Raw genomic sequence first — 23,450 nt, 5'->3', positions numbered from 1 at the left:
GTCCATTCGATTAGGGTCGTATTTGAGCGTAGCGACCAGCGCGTACCCCCGCGCTGGAACGCCAGATGTGACGCATCCAATGGGGAGGAGACGGAACTATGGAACAGCAAGCGAAAATGCAGACGACACAGGGCGCACAACAGGAGAGGACGCTGACGATCAAGTGCACGCCAACGTTGGTCTGGTATGCCGCCGATTCAATCGGGGCAACCATGGCTTATGAGGAGACAGCTTCAAATCCGAACATGCCCAACGCGGTCAATCCCGTTACCGGCGACATCAGCATCCGGCATATGCCGCAAAATGCGAGGTTTACGGATAATATCGATATAACTCTGGTCCTCGATACCAGCCAGCTGAAGGATCAGAATGGGAACCCGCTGACAGGCAGCAATGTAGCGCGCTGGGCTTTGCCTTCAGAAGGCGGGACCTATACCGAGCCTAGCGGCCAGCAGAAGCACTTCGGTTATTTCTGGTTCTGCCAACTCAATGATGCCGCGCATCGCGCTTACGACGCGTCGAAGCCGGTGACGATCGACGGCATGGAGGTCGCGCGCACAGACGACCTGCATATCCTTATCGATGATGATACGCCCAGTACGGCACCGGCCTATGCGTTTTGCATGGCTTTCGTGCTGCCGGAATACAATAATTACTACATCACCATCGATCCGGTCATCAGCAGCCGAGGCGTTGGCAATGAACCACCCATGATGCTCAACGACTAGAGCTACAGGACCTCGGTATAGGCGGGGTACCGAAAACCCCGCCTATCCAGCCGCGATCGCATTTCGGCAGCTTCTTCTGCACGACCAAGCCGTGTGTAGAGCACAAACCGCAGGTATTCCGTACTGGGTGAAACAGGCACCAGGTCGAGCGCTTCACTCCAAAGTCCGTGGGCACGATCGCGCCGCCCTAATGCGATCTGCACATCACCCGCCAGGCGGCGAACTTCCGCTCGCCATGCGGCGGACTTGTTTCCTGCCTCGCCAAAGTTGACTGCGAGCCGTGAGAACCTTTCGGCCGCTGGCAAATTCTGATTGGCCAGCGCCAGTTGGGTTTCGTTTAGATATGCAATCGAGCGTAGTTCTCCTGCCCACTCCGTGTTGGTTTCATCCATCGCCAGCATCTCTCGAAGGATTGCACGGCCGGCGTTTAATTTGCGTCGACCATCAGCAAGTTGATCGGACAGGATATAAGCCGAAGCATAAGTAAAATTTGCCCGCACTCCTGTCTCCATCCATGCAGTGTTCTGCGGATCGAGTCTTCGGAGTTCGGCATTCAATTCCAACGAACGATCATAGGCAGCCATCGTCTCCACCAATTCGCCTTGGTTCAGATGCTGTCGGCCGACATATTGCAGCGCGACCGATAGGCTGTTCTTTGCCTGGGCATTGTTCGGGTCGCGTTCCAGCAAACCTTCATAAAGCCGCACCTCTCGGCGGTGTAGTTCAAGTGCTTCTTCATATTTGCCAAGCGAGTCTTTGGTCATCGCCAGCCAATTGATCGTAGTTCCGAGTTCGACCTGGCGTCCCGGATCAAAACCCTCACTCGCGGCAACCGCCTCGATCCTCTCCAAACCTGTCGCAAACGCAGGCTCGGCTTCTTCGTGGCGTCCCTGTTCGCGCAGCATCACTCCGATATTCGTCTCCGCGTAGGAGCTTTCGAGCTGCCAATCCGTGTTGTCGGGATCGAGCTCCACAAGCCGCGCTGCCAGGCGTTGATATTCGCGAAATTGGCTCTCGGCTTCCTCCATTTCGCCACGGGCATAGGCGATATATCCAACCCAGAAGACGCCTTGCGAATGATCGAAAATGCGCTGCTGGTTGTCGGGGTCGCGGGCGAGTTGTTCCCGGGTAGAAGCGGCTGCTTCGCGAAAGGCGCGCAAGGCCTCTTCGCTATCGCCGCGCAGATTGCTGATCTCGCCCACCAGGTGCAGCGCCCTTGCCCGCCTGCCTAGGGCGTCGGCATCGAGGCTGCCAATGTTCTGGCCGGCATAATAGGTCAGCGCCCGTTCGCCCACCACGTCCAATGCATCGAGCCGTCCGACAGGCTCCAGCTTCTCGCGCAAGTCGGTGAGCATGAATTCGACGAGGCTTTCCGCCTCGTTGCGTTGCCGTTCAGCCTCAGTCCGGGCCTGTACGGCGACCCAGGCAAGTCCGCTCATCACCAGAGCCAATGCCACCGATGCAGAAACCACGATGCGCGTGCGGATCGTGCGCCGACGCTCATCCCGATTGACCAGTTCGTCAAGCCCGACGCCAAGCATTGCTGCGGCAATTTTCAGCTTGGCGCGGCGCTTCCCATCGCCCGTGATCCGCGCATCGGCGGCCAGCGGGGCATCGGCAAGGCTGTCTCCCAAGGTAAGATCAGAGCCGACCCGGTGCGTCAGCGCCTTGGGGAAGCATTCGGCATCTGCGCTACCCGGCTCGCCATCGACGATCAACGCCAGCACCTTGTCCGGATCGCGATGCGTCTTGAAGAAGGCGATCTCGCGGTCGACCCATTTGGACTGCGCCGAATTGGGCGAGCAGATGACGATCAGGAATTCGGAAGCCACCAGGGCCTTTTCGACCGCATCACCGATGCTGGACCCTGCCGCCTCTTCCTCCCGATCCTTGAAGATGGGATTGATGCGCGCGGGCACCTTGCCGTGCGCGCCATCCTTGCCGACCAGCGCAGCGGGCGTGCGATAAGTCTCCAATTGCTGGTGAAGCCAGTTTCCCCATTTGGCATCGGCCCAGCTATAGCTGATGAATGCCCGGTATTTGAGATCGTCCATGGCTGCCCCCTTGCCGCGCCAACGACAGGGGAATGATTAGCCCAAAAGACCGGAACGACCAAATGGCTTAAGCGCGCCTAGTTCGCGCTCCCGCGGATCAGTGCCATGCGAAGGCATTCGCACACCACCTCATCGCGCTGGTTGAGCAAGCGGTGCTTGAACGTCACTATGCCCGAACCAGGACGCGACTTGCTCTCGCGCTTCTCGACGATTTCGGTTTCGGCACGCAAGGTGTCACCGATGAAAGTCGGCTTGGGATGGACAAGCTTGTCGTATCCCAGATTGGCCACCAGCGTGCCCAGCGTCGTGTCGGTTACCGACAGCCCGACCATCAGCGCGAAGGTGAAAGTGCCGTTCACGAGAATTTGGCCGAACTCGCTCGCCTTCGCCGCTTCCGCATCAAGATGAAGCGGCTGCGGGTTGTGCGTCATGGTAGAGAACAGGAGATTGTCGGTTTCAGTCACGGTGCGACGTATGTCGTGCGTGATCGTTTCACCGACTTGCCACTCTTCGAAGAATTTCCCTGCCATTTGAAGCGCCTATTCTGGAATAATCAGTCGAGCTTTGCCTCACCCCATGGTGGGGATGAGGAAGGCGTTGGAGCCGTCTCCGCCGCCATCGGGCCAGCGCTGGGTGATCTTCTTGGCCTTGGTCCAGAAACGCAGGCCTTCCATGCCGTACTGGTCGGCATCGCCAAAGCCCGAACGCTTCCACCCGCCGAAGCTGTGGTAGCTGACCGGCACGGGGATCGGCACGTTGATGCCGACCATGCCCACGTTCACGCGGTGCGCAAATTCACGCGCGGCGTGGCCGTTGCGGGTGAAGATGGCGACGCCGTTGCCGTACTGGTGATCGGAGGGCAGGCGCAGCGCCTCCTCGAAATCCTTGGCGCGCACGATCTGTAGCACGGGGCCGAAGATCTCTTCCTTGTAGCTTTCCATGTCGGGGGTGACATGGTCGATCAGCGTCGGGCCGATGAAGAAGCCTTTCTCATGACCCTGCAGCGAGAAGCCGCGGCCGTCGATCACGATCTCGCCGCCTTCATTCTCGGCCGTGGTAATCCACTCTTCCACCCGCGCCTTGTGCTCGGGCGTGACCACCGGGCCATAATGCGCCTCGGGATCGTTGGAGACGCCAATGCGCAATGCATTGATCGCGGGGATCAGCTTTTCGCGCAACCTGTTGGCCGTGTCTTCTCCAACCGGCACTACAACGGGCAGCGCCATGCAGCGCTCACCAGCCGAGCCGAAGGCCGCCCCGGCAAGGTCATTCACCACCTGATCGAGATCGGCGTCGGGCATGACAACGCCGTGGTTCTTCGCGCCGCCAAATGCCTGCACCCGCTTGTTATTCGCGGTTCCGCGCGAATAGATATATTGCGCAATATCGGAGCTTCCGACGAAGCTGATCGCGGCAATATCGTCGTGATCGAGAATGGCATCGACCATTTCCTTGTCGCCATGCACAACCTGCAGCAGTCCCTCGGGAGCGCCGGCTTCGAGGAACAGTTCGGCCAGACGCACCGGCACGCTCGGGTCGCGTTCGGAGGGCTTGAGGATGAAAGCGTTGCCCGCCGCAATCGCCATGCCGAACATCCACATCGGGATCATCGCGGGGAAGTTGAACGGCGTGATGCCCGCACCGATGCCGAGCGGCTGGCGCATCGAATAGACATCGATGCCCGGTCCTGCACCATTGGTGTATTCGCCTTTAAGCGCCTGCGGGATACCGCAAGCAAACTCGATCACTTCGAGCCCGCGCTGCACATCGCCCTTGGCATCGTCGACAACCTTGCCGTGTTCGCTGGCGAGCAGTTCGGCGAGTTCCTGCATATTGTCTTCGAGCAATTGCTTGAACCGGAACATCACCCGCGCGCGGCGCTGCGGATTGGTCGCGGCCCATTCGGGCTGCACCTTCTTTGCAGTCGCCACCGCCTTGTCGAGCAGTGCGGCATCACCCAAGGCGACTTCGGCCTGCACTTCGCCGGTCGAGGGGTTCCAGATCTTGTGCGTGCGCCCCGTGCCAAGCGAACCCGCTCCGCCCGAAATGAAATGGTCGATCTGTCGCATGGTGTTTTCCTCGTTTGTCAGGCGCGCATTTGCGCAAGCCTATCAGCAATAATTTCTTCGGCGTCAGCCACTATCCGTGCAACCAGATCGGCACAACTGGGAATGTCGTGGATGAGCCCCTGGATCTGCCCAGCCCAGATCAGGCCAGCGTCAAGATCGCCTGTTTCCAAAGCGGTGCGACCCTTGGTTCCCGAGACGAGCGGTTGCACTTCGGCAAACTCTGCGCCCGGACGATTTCCGATCTGCACCACTTCTTCCGAAACGCTGTTTCGCGCCACGCGGCCGGTGTTGCGGAACTGGCGGAAAATCAGGTTGGTGGCGCGCTCGTCATTCTCGACAAGAAAGCGCTTCACATCCTCGTGTATCGGCGCCTCTTTCGTAGCGCAGAAACGGGTGCCCATGTTGATGCCGTCCGCGCCCAGCGCCAGCGCAGCAGCGAGGCCACGTCCGTCGCCGATACCGCCCGAAGCAAGCATGGGGATTTTCACCTTGTCGGCGGCAGCGGGGATGAGGATCAGGCCGGGAATATCGTCTTCCCCCGGATGGCCTGCACATTCGAACCCGTCGATGGAGATGACGTCCACACCCATCCGCTCGGCCGACAAAGCATGGCGCACCGCCGTACACTTGTGCAACACGATGATATCGTGCTCCTTGAAGTGGTCGACATGTTCCTGCGGCTTGTAGCCGGCGGTCTCGACGATCTTGATACCGCTATCGATGATTGCCTGGCGGTATTCGGCATAGGGCGGCGGGCTGACGCTGGGGAGGATCGTCAGGTTTACGCCAAAAGGCTTGTCCGTCATCGAGCGGCATCGGTCGATCTCGCGGCGTAACTCGTCCGGTGTGGGCTGGGTCAACGCGGTCAGGATTCCTAGCCCGCCAGCATTTGACACTGCTGCCGCCATTTCGGCGCGGCCCACCCACATCATGCCGCCCTGCACGACCGGATGTTCGATCCCGAGGAGTTCGGTGATCCGGGTCTTCAGCGCCATGTTACAGGGCCTCCACGATCGTCACATTGGCGATGCCGCCACCCTCGCACATGGTCTGAAGGCCATAGCGTCCACCGCGCGCCTTCAATGCATGCACGAGTGTTGCCATGAGCTTGGTGCCGCTCGCCCCGAGAGGATGGCCGAGCGCGATTGCTCCGCCGTTGACGTTGAGCTTGGCGGGGTCGGCATCGAGCGCCTGCAACCACGCCATCGGGATCGAGGCAAACGCCTCGTTCACTTCGAACAGGTCGATGTCATCCAGCGTCATGCCGGCCTTGGCGAGCGCCTTGCGCGTTGCCGGGATCGGCTCCTCAAGCATGATGACCGGATCGCCCGCGCTGACCGAGAAATGGTGCAGCCGCGCGATGGGCGTGAGGTTGTGATCCTTTAGCGCCTTTTCGCTCACTACCAGCACACCCGATGCACCATCAGTCATCTGGCTGGCGTTTGCCGCGGTAATCGTACCACCTTCGGTGATCGGCTGGATTTCCGCCATCTTCTCCATCGTACCGCCGCGCCGCACACCCTCATCGGTGTCGACAACACCATTGGCCGTTTCGACCGGGACGATCTCGGCTTTGAATGCGCCGCTGTCGATTGCCGCCGCCGCCTTGGCATGGCTTTCCAGTGCGAAGGCATCCATCGCCTCTCGCGAGAAGCCGTATTTGTCGGCGATGGCCTGCGCCCCGTGGAACTGGCTGAACTCCGTGACGCCAAAACGCTCCTGAATTGCCTCCGACCACGGACCGGTTCCGATGCCGTTCGCCAAGTGAACCTGCCAGTTGGAATTCATTGGGACGCGGGTCATGCTTTCCGCGCCCGCCGCAATGACCACGTCCTGCGTCCCCGACATCACTGCCTGCGCTGCGAATTGCAGTGCTTGCTGGGAGGAGCCACATTGCCGGTCGATCGTCACTGCCGGAGTGGATTCGGGAAGGCCCGAGGCAAGTACGCAATTGCGCCCGAAGGCGAAAGCCTGCTCTCCGGCCTGTGTAACGCAGCCGAGGATTACATCCTCGACAGCCGCGGGATCGACACCCGACCGGTTTACCAGTGCGTCAAGCACGCTCGCGCCGAGGTCGGCAGGATGGACATCCACCAATCCGCCCTTTCGGGCACGGCCGCCTGCGGTGCGGGCAGCTTCGACAATATAGGCTTCGGCCATGTTCTAATTCGCTTTCTCGAAATCGGGTTTGCGTTTTTGAAGGAAGGCAGCGACGCCTTCGGAGTTTTCGGAACCGCGTGCAGCTTCCATCATCGATTGCCGTTCGCGTTCCAGCTGCGTGGCATAGTCGGATTGCAGGCTTTCACGCAGCAAGGCGCGCGATCCGCCGATGGAGGACATGGCGGAGGTCTTGAGCCGATACGCCATCGTTTGTCCAACCGACAACAGGTCGTCATCTTCCACCACCTGCGTGACCAAGCCGATAGCGCCTGCCTCGTCCGCTCCGACCTTTTCATTGAGCAGGATCAACCGCTGCGCCTGCCGCAATCCGATAAGGCGCGGCAGTAGCCAGCTCATCCCGCCATCCGCGGTCAATCCGATACCGCCGTAGGCAGCAAGAAAGCTCGCCGATTTGCCGGCGATCACGACATCGCCTGAAATAGCCATGCTGAAACCGGCACCGGCAGCAGGACCGTTGACCAGCGTGAGCAGCGGTTTGGGCATTTCGATCAGTGCGACAAGAACCCGGTGCAGCGCGGCGATCAGATCTCCGAGCATATCGGGAAGGCCGTCTCCGGCGCCTGCCATCGATGCGATATCACCGCCAGCGCAGAACAGACGCCCCGCCCCTGTCAGCACGACGCAGCGCACCGCATCATCGGCGGCAAAGTGATCGACCGCCTTTGCCAGTTCCTTCACCGTCGGGATATCAAGTGCGTTGCCGACATCGGGACGGTTCAGCGTGATCGTCGCAACGCCATCGGTGATGGACAATATGATCCTGTCTTCACTCACCTTGCCGTTTCCCTCGTTGCTGCATACTTCGCTCTTAACTCGCCAGAAGCCGTAGCGGCGCATTATTTCCCCTGCAATTCCGATATCGCCAGATCGATATTCGCAATTTCCGCTTGCGGGTGGCGGCCATAATCGGGCCTAGCGACCTCATGACTGACGGGCTCCAGACGTTACGAAGCGAAATCCGCGAATGGTTAGCATCAAATGCGCCGCGCGATTGGCGGAGCAGTGCCGACACGCATGAGGCATTCGTGGCCCAGCAAAGAGCCTGGTTCTCGAAGCTCGTCGAAGCTGGGTATGCGATACCCCATTGGCCTGCAGAATGGCCCGGCGGCGGTCGCAGCCTTGCAGAGCAAAAGGTAATCTACGAGGAACTGGCGCGCGCCGATGCACCCCGCCTGCTCCTGTCCTTCGTATCGACATACCATGCCTTTGCCACCCTGCATGAGTGCGGCAGTGCCGAGCAGCAGGAGCGCTATCTTCCGGCCATTCTCGAAGGCGAAACATGGTGCCAGGGCTTCTCCGAACCCAATGCCGGATCGGACCTTGCCGCCGTATCAACCCGCGCTGTGCGCAACGGCGATGTATATGTCGTCGACGGCCAGAAGGTCTGGTCGACAATGGCGCAATATGCCGACCGATGCCTGTTGCTGGTGCGCACGTCATCCGACGGCCCCAAGCAGGCCGGGATGACCTATCTGCTGATGGACATGAAAGCGCCTGGTGTAACGGTGCGTCCGATCGACCAAATCCAGGGGGATGAAGAATTTGCCGAAATCTTTCTCGACAATGTCGAAATTCCGATAAGCGAACGCGTCGGAGAGGAAGGCGAAGGCTGGGCGGTTGCGCAGGCAACGCTGGCATCGGAACGTGGCCTGACCCTGATGGAACTCGCCTACCGGATGCGCGGCAATATGTTCCGCCTTGCCGATACGATCCGCGCAGCAGGTTTGGCAGAGGATGCGGGCATCCAGCGCGATCTTGGGCGCGTGGCCACGCAGGTCGATGCGGTCTGCGCGCTGGCGGACCGCTTCCTCGAACGGCGCATGGCGGGGCAGGAAGCCATCGGTGACGCATCGGTGGTCAAGAACGCATATTCACGCGCGCTGCGAGCCTGGGCCGATCTGGGCCTGCGTGCAGGCGGTGTAGATGCGCAATATCGCGAGGCGATTACGTTCGGCGATCTCAACACCGGCAACTGGATGGCCGATTTCATGAATTCCTACGCCTGGACAATTGCGGGCGGCAGCGAGGAAGTGCAACGCAACATCATCGCCGAACGACTGCTCTCCATGCCCCGCGAACCGAAGGGTTGGCAGCTATGATCGAGCTGGAGGAACTCCGAGACGCAGCGCGCAAGGCTTTTCCGGTCGACAAGCTCACCCCGCCGCGTGACGCATGCTGGCAGCTGGTTACGGAGATGGGCTGGTTGATGATCGAGCTGGCAGAGGATCATGGCGGCCTGGAGCTTGGCCGCGCAGCCGCAGCAGCCGTCCATTTCGAGCTCGGCAAGGTTCTTCCGGCCGTTCCGTTGGCTCCCGCATTGGCTGCGTTGCAAGGCATTGCAGCATCACCTGAATTATCCGACCGAAACGACTGGATCGAACGCATATGCGGCGGTGAATATATCTCGTTCAACATGCTGCCGGGCACTGCCGCAACGGACGAGAACGCGTCGCTGAACGGCCGGGTTGCTGGCGTATTCGAAGCCGACATGGCGAGTCACGTGCTGGTTGCTACGCGCGGCCGATATGACCTCGTGCCCACCGATGCAGAGGGCGTCACTGTCGTCGAGCGCGATCTTTGGGATCCGAGCCGCCGTATTTTCGATCTTGTTCTGGACGGATACAAAACGACACCGGAACTCGTCGTCGCTCTGGGCGAAGATGCCGTGCAACTCCACGATGCCATGTCGCCCACCGTGCAACTCGCCATAGCCGCAGACAGTCTCGGCGCTGCCAATGCGCTGTTCGATATGACGGTGGATTATCTCCAGACGCGCAAACAATTCGGCCGTCCGCTGGCACTGTTCCAGGCGCTCAAGCACCGCGTCGCGGACTTGAAAGTGAAGCTCGAATCTGCCGAGGCGCTTTTGTGGAGCCGCGTCGATGCCGATGCGACAATGCCAGAACTCGGCGCGCTCAAGGCGCATTGCAACGCCGCTTTCCGTGACGTGGCGGAGGAAGCGATCCAACTTCACGGCGGCATTGGGCTGACCGAGGAGCATCCGTGCCACCTGTTCCTCAAACGCGCATTGCTCAATTGCACGCTGGCGGGCGATACGATGTATTGGGAAGGCGCGACAGGTCGCGCGCTGCTGGCTCAGACCTGAAAAATGAGCCGCCGCCAGACTGGCAGCGGCTCACTTCAATTTCAGGCCATCATGTCCTTGGCTGCAGCCACCATGTCATCGGGCTGGACGATGAAGGCTGTCTCAAGGTTCTTGGCGAACGGCACGGCGCATTCGGGGCCGCCCAAGCGGCGCACAGGTGCCTTGAGGTTACCAAACAATTCCTCGTTCACGGTTGCAGCGATTTCAGCACCGGGACCGAAATTGCGGTTGGCTTCGTGTGCAACCAGCAATCTGCCGGTCTTCTCGACAGACTTCAGCACCGTTTCCTTGTCCCACGGCGAAATCGTTCGCAGGTCGATTATCTCGGCGGAGATCCCCGCCTCGGCAATCGCTGGTGCGGCCTGCAATGCGCGCACGGTCTGCGCAGACCAAGTCACGATCGTCAGGTCGCTTCCTTCCTGCACGACTTTTGCCTTGCCGAGCGGGATCGGACCATCATCTTCGGGCATGTCATGCGGGACGAAGAACGTTCCACCGGCTTCCACAATGATTACCGGATCAGGATCGTTGATCGCCGCCAGCATCAAGCCCTTGTAATCCCCCGGAAACGCCGGGCAAACCACCTTGATGCCTGCAACATGGGCGAACCAGCCCTCGAGAAAATCGGAGTGCTGGCCAGCTGTCTGCCAGCCTGCGCCGGTCATTGTGCGGATAACCATCGGTACGCTGGTCTGGCCACCCGACATGAACCGCAATTTTGCCGCATGGTTCACAATCATGTCCATCGCGACAGTCGTGAAATTCATCATCATGATTTCTGCGACCGGCTTGTATCCCGCCATGGCGGCGCCGATGGCCGCCCCGATGATCGCCTGTTCGGTGATCGGCGTCGACTTGACGCGGTCGGTCCCGAACTTGGACGACAAGCCCGCGGTAATACCCACGATCCCGCCGCCTTCCTTGTCGGCGACGTCTTCGCCCAGAACCAGCACCTTTGGATCGGCTTCCATAGCCTGGTGCAAGGCTGCGTTGATCGCCTGTGTGGCGTGCATTTTTACTGGCTCGCTCATGCCGGTATCTCCTCGGCAAATACATCCCGTCGCAGTTCTTCCAGTGAGGGCAATTCGCTCTCGAGGCCGAAGTCGCGGGCGTCCTCCACTTCCTTCTCGATGTCGGCCTGCAAGCTCGAAAGCTCATCTTCGGAAGCGTGGCCTTCATCGATCAGTCGCTGGCGCAATGCCGGTAGCGGGTCGGCAGCCATCGCCGCCTCTTTCTCTTCCTTGGTCATGTATTTGTCGTCATCACCGATAACGTGGCCGCGGAAGCGGAAAGTCATGCATTCCAGCAATGTCGGCCCCTCACCCGCACGGGCGCGGTCAATGGCGACCTTGGCATGTGCAAACATGTCGTCAGGGTCGTTACCGTCCACGGTATAGCCAGGCATCCCATATCCGGCGGCGCGCTTGGAAATCTGATCGACCGCAGTCGCATCTTCGTAGCGCGTATGCTCGCCGAAGCGGTTATTGGCGCAGACGAAAATGACCGGCAATTTCCAGAGTGCAGCCATGTTGAGCGATTCATGGAACGCGCCGATATTGGCGGCGCCGTCACCGAAATAGGCGATTACGACGCGGTCGCTGCCATCAAGCTGCGCGGCCCATGCCAGCCCGTTCGCAATCGGCATGGAAGACCCGACGATGCCGGTCGTCACCATGACGCCCGTTTCCGGATGGGTGAGGTGCATCGCCCCGCCCTTGCCCTTGCAGGTTCCGTCAACACGACCGGCAATTTCAGCCCACAGCGGACGCAGCGGCATTTCCTTTGCCACCATGTCCTGGATGCCGCGATAGATCGTGCAGATTTGGTCCTCGTCGCTAAGGAAGTGCGACACAGTTGCCGGGATCACTTCCTGACCGCGCGCGGAGTAATACGGCATCGTCAGCCGCCCCTTGCGCATCGTGGAAAGGATCAAATCTTCGTTGCGTTCAATGCGCAGCATGCGGCGGTAGATATCTACCAGCGCACTGCCATCGGGTTTTGGTGCGTTGCTGAGATCGGTCATCGAGCCCCTCGGCGGTTGTTGAAATTGCCTCAAAGCATCCCTTGCCCGCACGGCTAGGTCAATCGCGCAGCCCGCGAAACGACAGGTATCGCTGCGGCGTTGGCTGGTGAGGTCGCAAGCGTCGGATTACCCGCGCGTCAACGACTCGAAACTCATGTGCAAACGGGTCAGTTCGGTGCGAGCTATACGCCACGCCCCGTCACCGCATCGCCGGTAGGTCTCGCGGTAATGGCCGAAACCGGTCAGGCTCTTGCGCCCGACAGCCTGTGCCTTCGCTTCGTCCCAGACCACGTGATCCTGCATCGCCCAGATCGCTTCGGCAGTGTCGGGGTCGGTCAACGCAATCTCCGGCGAATGGACCTGGTGCACGGTAATGGCCTTGCCGATCGCGGACTTCACCATTGCCACCACTTGTTCTCGCCCTTCGACCATCTCACCACCCGAGGCGCGGGTATCGAGCACGACGCCATCGGTGAAGACATCGGCGTAACCCGCCCAATCCTTGGTATCGAGACAGCGGCAATAGCGCGCCTTTGTTTCGCATATGGCTACGTAGTCGGCGAATGCGGGTGCCGGCTCAGTCATTCTGGCCGCCATGGTCGCTGTTCAGCCCGGCTGCATGGCGCGCTGCGATATAACCGAAGGTGAGCGACGGACCGATGCTGGAGCCAGCACCGGCGTAGACATTTCCCATGACCGAGGCGCTGCTTGTACCTGTAGCATAGAGCCGGCCAATCGGCGTGCCGTTCTCGCCCACGACCTGACCGTTGCTGTCCGTCACCACGCCGCCATAGGTGCTGACATCTCCGGGAATGACCGGTACGGCATAGAACGGCCCTCGTTCAATGGTCCCGCGCGAGCGCGCATCGGAAAACGGATCTCCGACAAAGCCGCAATTGTCATATTCGCGCTCGCCCCGGTGAAAGTCCTTGTCCTCGCCGGCCTGAACAAAGCCGTTCCACCGGCTCACCATTGCCGAAAGCTTCGCAGGATCAATCTTGATACTGTCTGCAAGCTCTTCGAGCGTATCGGCCTTGTGCAGGTACCCAGCTTCGATCCAACCGTCTGGAATGGTCTTGTCGATATATTTGTCGGCAACCTTGTATTTCTCGACATACTGGCGGTCGAAAATCGCCCAACTCGGGATCGCGGGTACGCTCTGGTTCCGCTTGCGCATGGTTTCGCAGTAAAGCTCGTAAGACCCGCCCTCGTTCATGAAACGCTCGCCTGACTGGTCGACCAGGATGGCGTGCGGCTTGCCTGTCATGCCTTGAGCACCGGGCGCGACATAGGCCTGCTCCCAGCCGGGTGAGAGGGTCGACTGGTACCCGACCATCTGGTCCATCTGTGCCAGCTTGCCGCCGACCCGGTCCAACTCCTCGATCATCTCGCCAGTGTCGCAATCTGCCGCTTGCGTCCATTCTACGCGGGTTCCGGGTGCGTATTTGTCCCGCATCGCCTGATTGTGCGCAAACCCACCCGCGTTGACGAGCACGCCAAGCCTGGCGCCGATCCGCTTTCGCTGCCCTTCGGTCGAGGTGACCACGCCCGCGGCATTGCCACCCTCGATAAGCAGCTCTTCCACCGGAGCCTGCAACCTTATCTCGATGCCCGCATCCAAAGCTGCCTTGAGCAACCTCCCTTGCAAGGCCGCCCCGGCAGTAGTGTATTTGCGGCCCAGCAGCTTATCGCGGATCGTGCGCAAGGCGATGCGGCCCATGATTTTCTTAGCACGTGGATTAGTGCGGGCGTGGCCAGCCTGCATCCCCTCTTCCAGCAACGCATTGAACGGAGCAAAGCCTGGCCTGATCTTGTCGGAGTACTCGCCCAGTTCCTTCAGATTGAAGGGCAGCGCGACGACGGTCCGGCTGGTTTTGCAAGCGCCAGGTAGCTCATCGTAGTAATCAGGCCAGAAAGCAGGACCACGACGCAGAGCAACGCCTTGTTCGCACAGGAAATCGATCGCCTTGGGCGCATTCGCAAAATAGGCACGGCGCTTTTCCTGTGAAGTTCCGGGAGCGTCGCCGCCATCGAGTTCTTGCAAGGCGTCGAGATAGGTCATCGCTGCTTCGATACTGTCGGGCTCCCCGTCTTCGTGCATGAAGCGGTTGTTCGGAATCCACATCACGCCGCCGGACTTTGCTGTGGTTCCACCGAAGAAGGGGCTTTTCTCGAGAATGACGACCGACTTGCCCGCCTGCTGCATGACCAGCGCGGATATGCAGGCACCCGCGCCGCTACCCACTACCACCCAGTCGTAAGTCTCGTCGAATTTCGCCACGCTCTGCTCCCAGACAAGCTTTGGGCGAACTAAAGCCGATCAGGTGCAGAGGTAACAAGGTTTATCGCCCCGGCGAGCTTTGCATATCGCTCTGGCGTGATAGGAAGTCTGCATGAGCTTGCCCGAACTCGAAACGATCGAATTGCGCCGCGACGGGCGCTTGCTGACCATCGCCTTCAACCGTCCTGAAGCGATGAATGCCTTCGACAAGACTATGCATGATGAACTGCCAGCAGCACTCGATTTCGCCCGTGAGGATCAAGCCTCGGATGTCATTGTCCTGACCGGCAACGGAAAGGCTTTCTCCGCCGGTGGAGATTTCACGCATATCCAGAACAATGCCGCCAATCCTGCGGACTTCGATCACGAAATCACAATGGCGCGGCAGATCGTGGAGACACTGGTCGACATCGAAAAGCCAGTTGTCTGCGGGCTTAACGGACATGCCGTGGGCCTTGGCGCGACGATCGCGCTGCTGTGCGATATCATTTATGCCAGTAGCCACGCGAAGATCGGCGATCCGCATGTCAATATCGGTCTGGTTGCGGGTGACGGGGGCGTGCTGGCCTGGCCGCAGCGCATCGGCCTGACTCGCGCGAAGGAATACCTCCTGACAGGAGAGTTGATCGGGGCCGAAGAGGCGGTGACCATCGGCCTGATCAATCGCGCCTGTCCTGCTGACGAGCTTGAGGGCGCCATCACGCAATTATGCAACAATCTGCTCTCCAAGCCGCAATTTGCGCTGCGCAAGACCAAGGCGCTGACCAATCTCGAATTGAAGCGGCTAATACCGTTGCTGTTCGAGCCGGGCATCGCGTGGGAAGCGGAATCAGTGCGCGACGCAGACCACCGCGAAGCGATTGCCGCGCTGGTCGAAAAGCGCGAGACGAACTTCCGCCGCGACTAAAGCTGCGCTTTTGCCAGAGCGAGCACGGCGGCGAGATCATCCGCCGCAGACGGGATAGCCTTGCGGAAGGTGGCGTAGCCGTGGATCGTCCCTTTCGCCTCGTGATAGGCAACCTCGCAACCCGCCGCCTTCAGCTTCTTGGCGAACGCGCGTCCCTGATCCCGCAGTGGATCGTGACTGGCAGTGGCAATCACCGACGGCGCCAATCCGGCAAGGTCTGACTTGAGGGGGCTATGACGCCAGCTGTCGGCATCGCCAGCATAATATTCTTCGAACAGCTCCATATCGTCGCTGTCGAGGCCGTAACCGTCACTGAAAGCATGGACACTGGGATAGTCGCCAAGAGTGTCGGTGCCCGGGTAGATTGCAATCTGCTGCACTACGGGCTTTGCTGCGGGATCATCGCGAAGAGCGATGGCCGTCACCAGCGCGAGATTGCCCCCTGCGCTGTCGCCACAAAGAATCAACCCGTCAATATCGAGTCCAAGCTTTTCGCCGCTTTTGGCAATCCAGCGCGCCGCGGCTTCGGCATCGTCGGGTGCAGCCGGCCAGGGAAAGCGCGGAGCCAGCCGATATTCGACCGAAACCACCGGAAGATCGAGTGCACGCGCTATTTTTGCGCATAGCGGTGCGTGTGTGCCTATCGAACCGACACAGAAACCTCCGCCGTGATAGAACACGACAACCGGCCCCGTATCGCGGTGTTCTCGTGGATCGAACAGGCGCAGCGCGATCTTTCCGCCTGTTCCACGCATGGAAAACTTACGATCCACTGCAAGATCGCCAATCGGCAAGTCCGATCGCACCATCAAGCTGGTTGGCATGAACCGGATGAGGGTGAGAAAGAAGCGGGAGAAGCGTGGCCGGGGATGCGCTTTCAGTTCGTCCAGAAAGGCCTGCACATCCGACCGAACAGCCAAGTCATCCGCCATCGCATCGCTCCATCCCGTTTCGGCGAAAACTATGGCTGTGACGGGGTCGGGTCAAACGATCGTCGGCGATTGAACCAGCAATCGCCATGGCGAATACTGGCTGTCTAAATCGGCCTTGCCTTGCGGCATCGGCGCGCCTGACCCAAGCATTCGAAAAATTTGAACGGAGCCCCGCATGACAGTTGCACCCGATGCCTTGTTTAAGCCCTTCAAGCTCAAATCTTTGGAGCTCAAGAACCGCATCGTCATGGCTCCAATGACGCGCGGATTCGCGGTGAATGGGATCGCTGGGCAACCGCAGGCTGATTATTACCGCCGCAGAGCCGAAGGCGGTGTCGGGCTGATCCTCACCGAGGGAACAGTGGTTGACCGGCCTGCCTCGCGCAACGAACCGGGCATCCCGTATTTCCATGGCGCTTCGCTTGATGGCTGGGAACAGGTCGCTGATGACGTTCATGGCGCGGGCGGTGCGATTGGCCCGCAGATCTGGCACGTCGGCTCCTGCAAAAGCAGCTCTATGGAGTGGGAGCCGGATTTCCCATTCGAAAGCCCGTCAGGCCTCTTTGCTCCGGAAAAGCCGCGCGGCAGGCAGATGAGCGAAGAGGACATCTCCGATACTATCGCAGCGTTCGCCCAAGCAGCGCTTGACGCTAGGCAGCGCGGATTTGACTGTGTCGAGGTACATGGTGCCCATGGCTATCTGGTCGATCAGTTTTTCTGGGACGGGACCAACCAGCGAAGCGACAAATGGGGAGGACCTACGCTCAGGGAGCGATCCCGTTTCGCCGCCGAATTGATCGCCGCCATTCGAAGCGAAGTGGGCGAAGATTTCCCGCTGATCCTGCGCGTCAGCCAGTGGAAACAGCAGGAATTTACAGCGCGGCTGGCCGAAACACCTGACGCGATGGCAGAATGGCTGGCTCCGCTCGTTGAAGCTGGCGTCGATATCATTCATTGCTCGCAGCGGCGCTTCTGGGAGCCGGAGTTTCCCGAGATCGACGGCGTCAATGGCCTCAACTTCGCAGGATGGGCAAAAAAGCTGACAGGTGCCGCTACCATGAGTGTCGGCTCGGTTGGCCTAAACAACGATTTTCTCACCGTGTTCAGCGAAGAAGGCGTGTCGGAAACCGCCGGAGTCGACGCTTTGCTCCAACGAATGGAGCGCGAAGAATTCGACCTGATTGCAGTGGGCCGCGTACTGATCACCGATCCCGAGTGGGCAGCCAAGGTACAAGAAGGTCGTTGGGACGACATACACCCATTCGACCCCAAAACCCTTGCTCAACTGGTCTGAACGGCAAGCTCAATACCCGCGCGTATCGACCCAATCTTCCTTTTCACCCGGTTTGTAGGTTTTGCCAGGAGTATTGCCGGATGAAGTCTTGAGATCGAAACCAATCGCGTCCGCTCCTCCTTCAATGCCAACACCGAATGCCGCTAGCGCCCAGCTGGTCATCACGTAGTGGCCGACTGTGAATACCAGATCCATCATCTGCTTCGTGTCGAATTCGGCCGACAAGGTTTCCCATGTGGCGTCCGAGACGTTATTCTCGTCGATCAACTCGTCGACCGCCTTGATCACGGCATCTTCGATCTTGCTCCAATCGCCGCCCTCGGGAAAATCGCGGATTGCCGCAATCTCTTCCAGCGTAAGGCCGGCATTCATCGCGTAGCCGACATGATTGTGCCACTCGTAAGCCGAATTGGCTTTCACGGACACGCGAAGGACGATGATCTCGAGAATTCGCGTCGACAGCGTGTTATTCATCAGGAAGTGCTTGCCCCAGATGTTATAGACCTTGCCGAGGTCCGGATGGTTTCCCATCACGTTCATGACATTGGTCTTGGAGCCTTCTTCCCATGCATTGGGTTCACCCCAGAACGCGAAAACTTCACGGTGGTCGTCGGTCCACTGATCTTTCGGCACATGGCCGATGCGCTGTTTGATTCCGGTCATAGTCAAAATCCTTCGAACATGATGGCACGGTAAGGGGCGGCCCTGTGCCTGTCAGCTATGGCCGCCTGATATTCGGGGCTGTCGTACCAGGCGCGTGCATCCGCCATGGTCGGGAATTGCAGGAGTACGACGCCGTCTGCGCTTTCTCCTTCGAGCGTTTCGAGCCTGCCGTAAACGGCAAGCGGCGTGATGGAAAATTGCTTCTGCCAGTCGGCGGCGTTGGCGCGGTTGGCAGCGCTGTACCGAGCGAGCGCACTCTCGTCTGCAACCGGCTCCTCACGGGTGAACATGATATAGGCAGGCATTCAGTCCTCCTGTGTGGCAGCGGCATGATCGTCGCTGAAGGTACGGCTAGCGAGCCAGAAACAGATTGCCGCCGGTATGTAGACCAGAAGCGCGAAAGTCAGCGCCATCCGCAGCGATTCTTCGCCAAATTCGGGTCGCAGCCAGTCGCTCAGCGCGCCGACCAGCCATGGCCCGGCACCCAGTCCGACAAGGTTGATGGCGAACATGGCACACGCTGCCGAAGTCGCCCGCGCCCAATCAGGCGCAAGCGTTGTTGCGATATACAGCATGGGTGCGGCAAAGAGGCCGGTCAGGAAGGTCTGAAAGCCCAGTAGCGTGAATGCCATGTTGGGCGTACTGTTCAGCGCCGCAAAGACGAGCATGACGGCCAGTGCGCCCGTAAGGATCGGGGTCCATAGGTAGAACCGCAAGTCCCACCGTCCGAGGTATTCAGCCAAAGGCCCGCCAGCGAGCCGCCCGATGAAAGAGCCGGTCGCGAGCGCCGCGCCCAGCTTGGTCCCGACCTCCAGCGGCTCCAGACCGTGCGTGCGCGCAAAGAATGCGGGGATCCACGCAAGAAGACCCATCCCGATCAATGCCATGAGCGTAGTGCCCACCATCATCAGCGGCAGTGATCGAATGTGCCAAAGTGTCTTCATTGTTTGTCCGAGCGGAGGTTGTCGGTCGGACCCATCAAGACCGGCGCTGCGCGCAGCACGACGCTCCTTGACCGTCAACATAATCAACGGAGCGAGCAACAAGCCGGGAACGCCAGCGAACACAAAGGCCCACCGCCAGCCAAACTCTACCAGCGCCCAGCCTGTGAATGCGAGGCCCAGCCCCACGCCAAGCGATGAGCCAACAAGATAGACCGACATCGCCAGGCCGCGCTGACGCCGAGGGAAAGAATCTGCCAACAGGGCCTGCATCGGCGCGCTGCCGCCAGCCTCTCCCAGCCCGACACCGACCCGGGCGAAGAATAATTGCCAATAACTTGCCGCCGCTCCGCACAGAATAGTCATCCCGCTCCACAGCGTCAGCGCGCCAGCGACGACTTTCTTGCGTGACCAGCGGTCGGCAAGTCGAGCGGCTGGAATTGCGGCGATGACATAGGTTACGGCAAAGGCGAGCCCTGTAAGTAGGCCGAGTTGTTGGTCCGACAGGCTGAATTCTGCTCGGATTGGTTCCACCAGCATGGTGAGCACTTGCCGATCGAGCGCGCTGACACCTCCAACGCTGGCAGCAATGACAAGCAGCCAGATCCGCCGTGGAAGCGATGGCGTTTCTACCTGCGTGGCGTCTTTTCCCAAAAGTCCAGGGTCAGCCGTTGAAACTGCCATATCGGTAATGCCTTGCCGCCCTACATCGGATTAGTGTCGTCAGTGGGCCGTATCAGTATTTGCGAGACATTGGCGCGCCGGGGCAGGCGCAGCATAAACATGATCGCATCGGCGATGTCGGCTGGTTGCATGGCGCCATCGCGCGATACGTGTTGCTCCATCGCTTCGCGCATCGCCGGATCGCTGATCCCATCCGCAACCTCGGTTTCGGTTGCACCGGGTTCGATAATCGAAACGCGCACACCATGATCGCCCATCTCTTGCCGAAGTCCCTCGGTGAATCCGGTCAACCCGAACTTGCTGGTGGAATAGGCTCCCATCAGGCCCGCTGCCCGGCGGCCAGCTGTCGATGAAATGTTTATGATATCGCCCGACTTTCGTGCCTTCATGTGCGGTAAGGCCGCCTTGCAGACATTGATCGTGCCAAACAGATTGACCTCGATCACCCTCCGCCATCGTTCGAGCGACAGCTTTTCCAACCCGCCTGCATCAATCATGCCTGCCGAATTCACGAGGACGTCGATCTGTCCGAAGCGCTCGATCGTTTGACCGACCATGGCAACGGCGTCCTGTTCTAGCGCCACGTCACCCGCAACGACATGAGCGTTCGCGCCAAATTCCTCGGCCAGTCGAGAGAGTCTGTCCGCGCGCCGAGCCGCCACCACGACGTGTGCCCCCGCCGTTGCAAGTGCTCGTGCTGCAGCCTGTCCGATGCCCGAAGATGCACCGGTGACGAGGGCGACCCGCCCGGCAAGATCACCGTGGCTCATTGCTGGTCAACGTCCATATTCCGCGCACCCAGATTTGCCACGACCTGAGGCAGGTCGACGGTCGTTCGGATGCCCGGCGAGGCAGCACAAACGGCGGTCACAGCATTGACGGCCCGATGGGCTGTCAGTCCTGGTGTAAAGGCTGCGTATTCTTCAGGCGCGACCGGGAAGGTAACTCCAACATCGAGCGGCGTGTCACCTCCGACCTTCAAGCGCCAGCCGGACTCCCGCAATTCCCAATCATCGTTCTCGATCTTGTCGGTCGCATACCAATTGGCCCGAAAGCGCAAGCGTGGCTTGCCATCACAGATGCCCGCTACCGTGATTCGTTGCGCAGCGATCGAGCCTTGCGGGATGGTCCCAGCCGCAATCTCGACCGTCTCTCTCGCGGCGGAATATTCGCCATGCGCCTCCCAGCTATCGATTGCGATTCCGCAAGCAACCGCGATCTGCGCCAGCGATGATGCGAAATCCGCTTTCACATGTTCGGCGTGCGCGGGGTGAAATTCGCGCATGGGCTTTCCGTAGCCCATCAGCTCGAACAGCAATTGCGGCGAATTGCGCGAGCCCAGATCGGCGAATTCATCGATGGTCAGGCAGTCCAATCGCCGCGACAATGAAAGAAGCTGAATGGGCAGCGCTTCGGTCACGAAACCGGGGCTGGAGCCCGTGCTGTAGATTGACGTGTTTCCGGCTGAACACGCCTGCTCGATCCGCCGTCGAGCCTCCGGCTCCATCATGGGCGGGTAATGAAAGTCCCCGCGCGTTGTTACGATATTCTTCCCGGATGCGAGAAGGCGGGCAAGCTCGTACACATCGGTGCCCTGGCGCATATAGAGCACGCAATCGGCGTCGAGCGCGACGAGGGCATCTGCGTCGTTCGTGGCCGCTACCCCTATTTCGCGATCCAGGCCGCACAATTCGGCGGCGTCCCGCCCGGCCTTTTCAGCCGAGCTCACCCACACGCCAACAAGCTCCATCGCGGGATGTTCGATCACCGCGCGCAATGACCGCGCACCGATATTGCCGGTGGCCCATTGAATGATTTTCACTCGCTTGTTCATGGCACTACGAACCCCGCTTCTCCGCCCTTTGGGTCAGGCGAATCCTGCTGCCAGCGAACCGAACCGAACGGTCGCTCCAGCCGCCGTCGGACGACCGGGCGGTGGCCTTCCATCAAGTGGAGGGACACCGCCTCCTGCGCCTCCCTGTCGGCAGCCGTGTGACGGTCACGGATGCGAAGATAATCTGCCCAGGTCAGGCACTGGAAGCGCTCGGTCCAGACTTCGGGATCGGCAATGTCGCGCGCAATGGACCAACCGTATCCACCGTTGCGCAACCGCAGAGAGCGGAATGCCAGCGCAGCATTGTAGAAGTCGCGCGCATCATCGGCGGCGACACGGTAATCGACCTCGATGACGACCGGACCCGAACGCATGGTCAGCGCAAGACCGATTTCGGGCTCATTCGCCAGTTGCACAGGCGCCGCCTGTTCCGGCGCTTCTTCCTGTAGCGGTAGAAGGATTGCGATGAGCGGCATCAACAGCATAGCCGCGCCTGATACGACCATGGCAATTTCGACCGTCCAGATGCCCGCCAGCGCGCCCCACATCCAGGAACCGAGCGCGATCCCGCCGGTCATGGCTGAGGCGAAAAGCGATAAGGCCCGTGCCAGAACCCAGCGCGGCGTCGTCAGTTGCACTGCGACATTATACAGGGCGATGACGAGGATATTGGCAGCTCCGATGCAGAACAGCGCCGCGCACGTGAGAAGCAGGTTCGTGCTGACCCCAATGACAATCAGTCCGATCCCACCGATTGGCATCAGCAATCGAGATGAAAGTTCAGTCCCGAAGCGGGCGCGCAAATGGCTAACGAACAATGCGCCCGAAACCGCGCCAGCACCGCCAGCCCCCAGCAATATCCCAAACGTCGCAGCATCGCCGCCAAGAGTATCGCGGGCGATCAGTGGGGCGAGCGCATTGGCAGTTGCGCCGACGAGGCCAAACAGAAAGGCACGCAGCAAGGTGCGCTTCAGTATGGGCGAGTGGAAGACATAGCGCGTGCCCGATAACATCGCCCTTCCCACCCCCTCGGGCGGAAGTCGGGCGGGCAACTGCTCCCTGCGCCAGAAGAAGAATGCCACGAGCAGCGGAATGTAGAGCAATGCGTTAAGGCCGAATGTGGCAGTGGCCCCGAAGGCCAACACGATCACCCCGCCCATAGCCGGACCAAAACTTCGCGCGACATTGTAGCTGATTGTACCAAGCGCGACTGCTGCTGGCAGGTTTGCCGGACTGACCTGTTCGTTGATCGAAGCAGACCAGGCCGGACTATAAATCGCAACACCGACGCCGATCAGGAAACAGAATGTGAGCAAGGTCCATGGCGTCGCAAGTCCAAGGACTGCAATGGTCGCGAGCGTACCCGCCGAAAGCATTGAGACAAGCAATCCGGACATTGCCACCTTGCGACGATCGTACATGTCGGCGAGCGCACCAGCTGGGACAGACGCGATCATGAGGGGCAACATCATGGCGGTCTGGACGAGCGCGACCATGGTCGTGGAACTGCTCAGCCGGGTCATTTCCCAGGCAGCGCCCACGCCAAGTATCAGTTGGCCAAGGTTTCCCAATACGCTTGCCGACCATATGCGACGAAAGGTCCGCTCTCGCAGTGGAGAGAAGGGATTCGATCTGGGTTGAGCAGGCGCGGTGGACATCCTCGGTCAATGGCCCTCCGCTTCCACTGCGGTCAATCTGCCACAGTTCCAAGCACATGAAACATCGCCAAGGCGACCGATACATCGCGGGCGCG

22 protein-coding genes are annotated in these 23,450 nt (G+C 60.1%); 5 read left to right on the top strand and 17 right to left on the bottom strand.

Features of this window, described 5'->3' with window-relative positions; genetic code table 11:
- The first annotated feature begins 98 nt into the window (after positions 1–98).
- The gene (locus tag AAC850_RS12505) at positions 99–728 is read left to right on the top strand and encodes a hypothetical protein (RefSeq protein ID WP_340589127.1); all 630 of its coding nucleotides are present in this window, start codon (positions 99–101) and stop codon (positions 726–728) included.
- 2 nt (positions 729–730) lie between these two features.
- On the opposite strand, the gene AAC850_RS12500 is transcribed toward AAC850_RS12505, so the two are convergent.
- The 6 genes from AAC850_RS12500 to AAC850_RS12475 all read right to left on the bottom strand — a co-directional run bounded on the left by AAC850_RS12500 (position 731) and on the right by AAC850_RS12475 (position 7,869).
- The gene (locus AAC850_RS12500) at positions 731–2,782 is read right to left on the bottom strand and encodes a TIR domain-containing protein (protein WP_340589126.1); all 2,052 of its coding nucleotides are present in this window, start codon (positions 2,780–2,782) and stop codon (positions 731–733) included.
- 77 nt (positions 2,783–2,859) lie between these two features.
- On the bottom strand, positions 2,860–3,312 hold the full coding sequence (locus tag AAC850_RS12495; RefSeq protein WP_340589125.1) for a MaoC family dehydratase: 453 nt from the start codon (positions 3,310–3,312) through the stop codon (positions 2,860–2,862).
- Positions 3,313–3,351: 39 nt separating this feature from the next.
- Entirely contained in the window at positions 3,352–4,851 is a 1,500-nt protein-coding gene (locus AAC850_RS12490) for a CoA-acylating methylmalonate-semialdehyde dehydrogenase (protein ID WP_340589123.1), read from the bottom strand.
- A gap of 17 nt (positions 4,852–4,868) precedes the next feature.
- The gene (locus AAC850_RS12485) at positions 4,869–5,846 is read right to left on the bottom strand and encodes an NAD(P)H-dependent flavin oxidoreductase (protein ID WP_340589121.1); all 978 of its coding nucleotides are present in this window, start codon (positions 5,844–5,846) and stop codon (positions 4,869–4,871) included.
- Position 5,847: 1 nt separating this feature from the next.
- A complete protein-coding gene (locus AAC850_RS12480; protein WP_340589119.1) occupies positions 5,848–7,011 on the bottom strand; it encodes an acetyl-CoA C-acetyltransferase in 1,164 nt (387 codons plus the stop codon).
- A 3-nt stretch (positions 7,012–7,014) separates the two neighbouring features.
- A complete protein-coding gene (locus AAC850_RS12475) occupies positions 7,015–7,869 on the bottom strand; it encodes an enoyl-CoA hydratase/isomerase family protein (RefSeq protein ID WP_340589118.1) in 855 nt (284 codons plus the stop codon).
- Between the two features lie 86 nt (positions 7,870–7,955).
- On the opposite strand from AAC850_RS12475, the gene AAC850_RS12470 reads away from it, so the two are divergent.
- The gene (locus AAC850_RS12470; RefSeq protein ID WP_340589116.1) at positions 7,956–9,131 is read left to right on the top strand and encodes an acyl-CoA dehydrogenase family protein; all 1,176 of its coding nucleotides are present in this window, start codon (positions 7,956–7,958) and stop codon (positions 9,129–9,131) included.
- Positions 9,128–10,138: an acyl-CoA dehydrogenase family protein gene (locus AAC850_RS12465; protein WP_340589115.1), complete on the top strand. Its 1,011-nt coding sequence runs from the start codon at positions 9,128–9,130 to the stop codon at positions 10,136–10,138. Before AAC850_RS12470 ends, AAC850_RS12465 begins: the two co-directional genes overlap by 4 nt.
- Before the next feature lie 41 nt (positions 10,139–10,179).
- Here AAC850_RS12465 and AAC850_RS12460 read toward each other — a convergent pair whose 3' ends face one another.
- From AAC850_RS12460 to AAC850_RS12445, 4 genes are all read right to left on the bottom strand, one after another.
- Positions 10,180–11,169, bottom strand: a complete 990-nt coding sequence (locus AAC850_RS12460) for an alpha-ketoacid dehydrogenase subunit beta (RefSeq protein WP_340589113.1) — start codon at positions 11,167–11,169, stop codon at positions 10,180–10,182.
- Positions 11,166–12,161 carry a thiamine pyrophosphate-dependent dehydrogenase E1 component subunit alpha gene (locus tag AAC850_RS12455; RefSeq protein WP_340589111.1) on the bottom strand — a complete coding sequence of 332 codons (996 nt, stop codon included), beginning with the start codon at positions 12,159–12,161 and terminating at the stop codon, positions 11,166–11,168. Before AAC850_RS12455 ends, AAC850_RS12460 begins: the two co-directional genes overlap by 4 nt.
- A 126-nt stretch (positions 12,162–12,287) precedes the next feature.
- Complete coding sequence (locus AAC850_RS12450; RefSeq protein ID WP_340589110.1) at positions 12,288–12,746, bottom strand: nuclear transport factor 2 family protein; 459 nt, start codon at positions 12,744–12,746, stop codon at positions 12,288–12,290.
- On the bottom strand, positions 12,739–14,442 hold the full coding sequence (locus tag AAC850_RS12445; RefSeq protein ID WP_340589109.1) for an FAD-dependent oxidoreductase: 1,704 nt from the start codon (positions 14,440–14,442) through the stop codon (positions 12,739–12,741). Before AAC850_RS12445 ends, AAC850_RS12450 begins: the two co-directional genes overlap by 8 nt.
- A gap of 112 nt (positions 14,443–14,554) precedes the next feature.
- Here AAC850_RS12445 and AAC850_RS12440 point away from each other — a divergent pair, with 112 nt between their 5' ends.
- Positions 14,555–15,349: an enoyl-CoA hydratase/isomerase family protein gene (locus tag AAC850_RS12440; RefSeq protein WP_340589108.1), complete on the top strand. Its 795-nt coding sequence runs from the start codon at positions 14,555–14,557 to the stop codon at positions 15,347–15,349.
- On the opposite strand, the gene AAC850_RS12435 is transcribed toward AAC850_RS12440, so the two are convergent.
- A complete protein-coding gene (locus AAC850_RS12435) occupies positions 15,346–16,281 on the bottom strand; it encodes an alpha/beta hydrolase (RefSeq protein WP_340589107.1) in 936 nt (311 codons plus the stop codon). The two genes, AAC850_RS12440 and AAC850_RS12435, sit on opposite strands and share 4 nt — an antisense overlap.
- Positions 16,282–16,456: 175 nt before the next feature.
- Here AAC850_RS12435 and AAC850_RS12430 point away from each other — a divergent pair, with 175 nt between their 5' ends.
- On the top strand, positions 16,457–17,575 hold the full coding sequence (locus tag AAC850_RS12430; protein ID WP_340589106.1) for an NADH:flavin oxidoreductase: 1,119 nt from the start codon (positions 16,457–16,459) through the stop codon (positions 17,573–17,575).
- 9 nt (positions 17,576–17,584) lie between these two features.
- Here AAC850_RS12430 and AAC850_RS12425 read toward each other — a convergent pair whose 3' ends face one another.
- The 6 genes from AAC850_RS12425 to AAC850_RS12400 are packed head-to-tail and all read right to left on the bottom strand — an operon-like array spanning position 17,585 to position 23,355.
- Positions 17,585–18,238, bottom strand: coding sequence for a carboxymuconolactone decarboxylase family protein (locus AAC850_RS12425; protein WP_340589105.1), 654 nt, complete (start codon positions 18,236–18,238; stop codon positions 17,585–17,587).
- Positions 18,239–18,240: 2 nt separating this feature from the next.
- Entirely contained in the window at positions 18,241–18,543 is a 303-nt protein-coding gene (locus AAC850_RS12420) for a DUF1330 domain-containing protein (protein ID WP_340589104.1), read from the bottom strand.
- Positions 18,544–19,863, bottom strand: coding sequence for a spinster family MFS transporter (locus tag AAC850_RS12415; RefSeq protein ID WP_340589103.1), 1,320 nt, complete (start codon positions 19,861–19,863; stop codon positions 18,544–18,546).
- Positions 19,864–19,883: 20 nt separating this feature from the next.
- Positions 19,884–20,633, bottom strand: coding sequence for an SDR family oxidoreductase (locus AAC850_RS12410; protein WP_340589102.1), 750 nt, complete (start codon positions 20,631–20,633; stop codon positions 19,884–19,886).
- Entirely contained in the window at positions 20,630–21,685 is a 1,056-nt protein-coding gene (locus AAC850_RS12405; RefSeq protein ID WP_340589101.1) for an NAD(P)H-dependent amine dehydrogenase family protein, read from the bottom strand. Before AAC850_RS12405 ends, AAC850_RS12410 begins: the two co-directional genes overlap by 4 nt.
- 8 nt (positions 21,686–21,693) lie before the next feature.
- On the bottom strand, positions 21,694–23,355 hold the full coding sequence (locus tag AAC850_RS12400) for an MFS transporter (RefSeq protein WP_340589100.1): 1,662 nt from the start codon (positions 23,353–23,355) through the stop codon (positions 21,694–21,696).
- Positions 23,356–23,450 lie beyond the last annotated feature (95 nt).

Source organism: Erythrobacter alti (genome assembly GCF_037996805.1).
In the GTDB taxonomy this organism is placed as follows: domain Bacteria; phylum Pseudomonadota; class Alphaproteobacteria; order Sphingomonadales; family Sphingomonadaceae; genus Alteraurantiacibacter; species Alteraurantiacibacter alti.
This window is presented reverse-complemented; position numbering and strand designations above follow the sequence as displayed.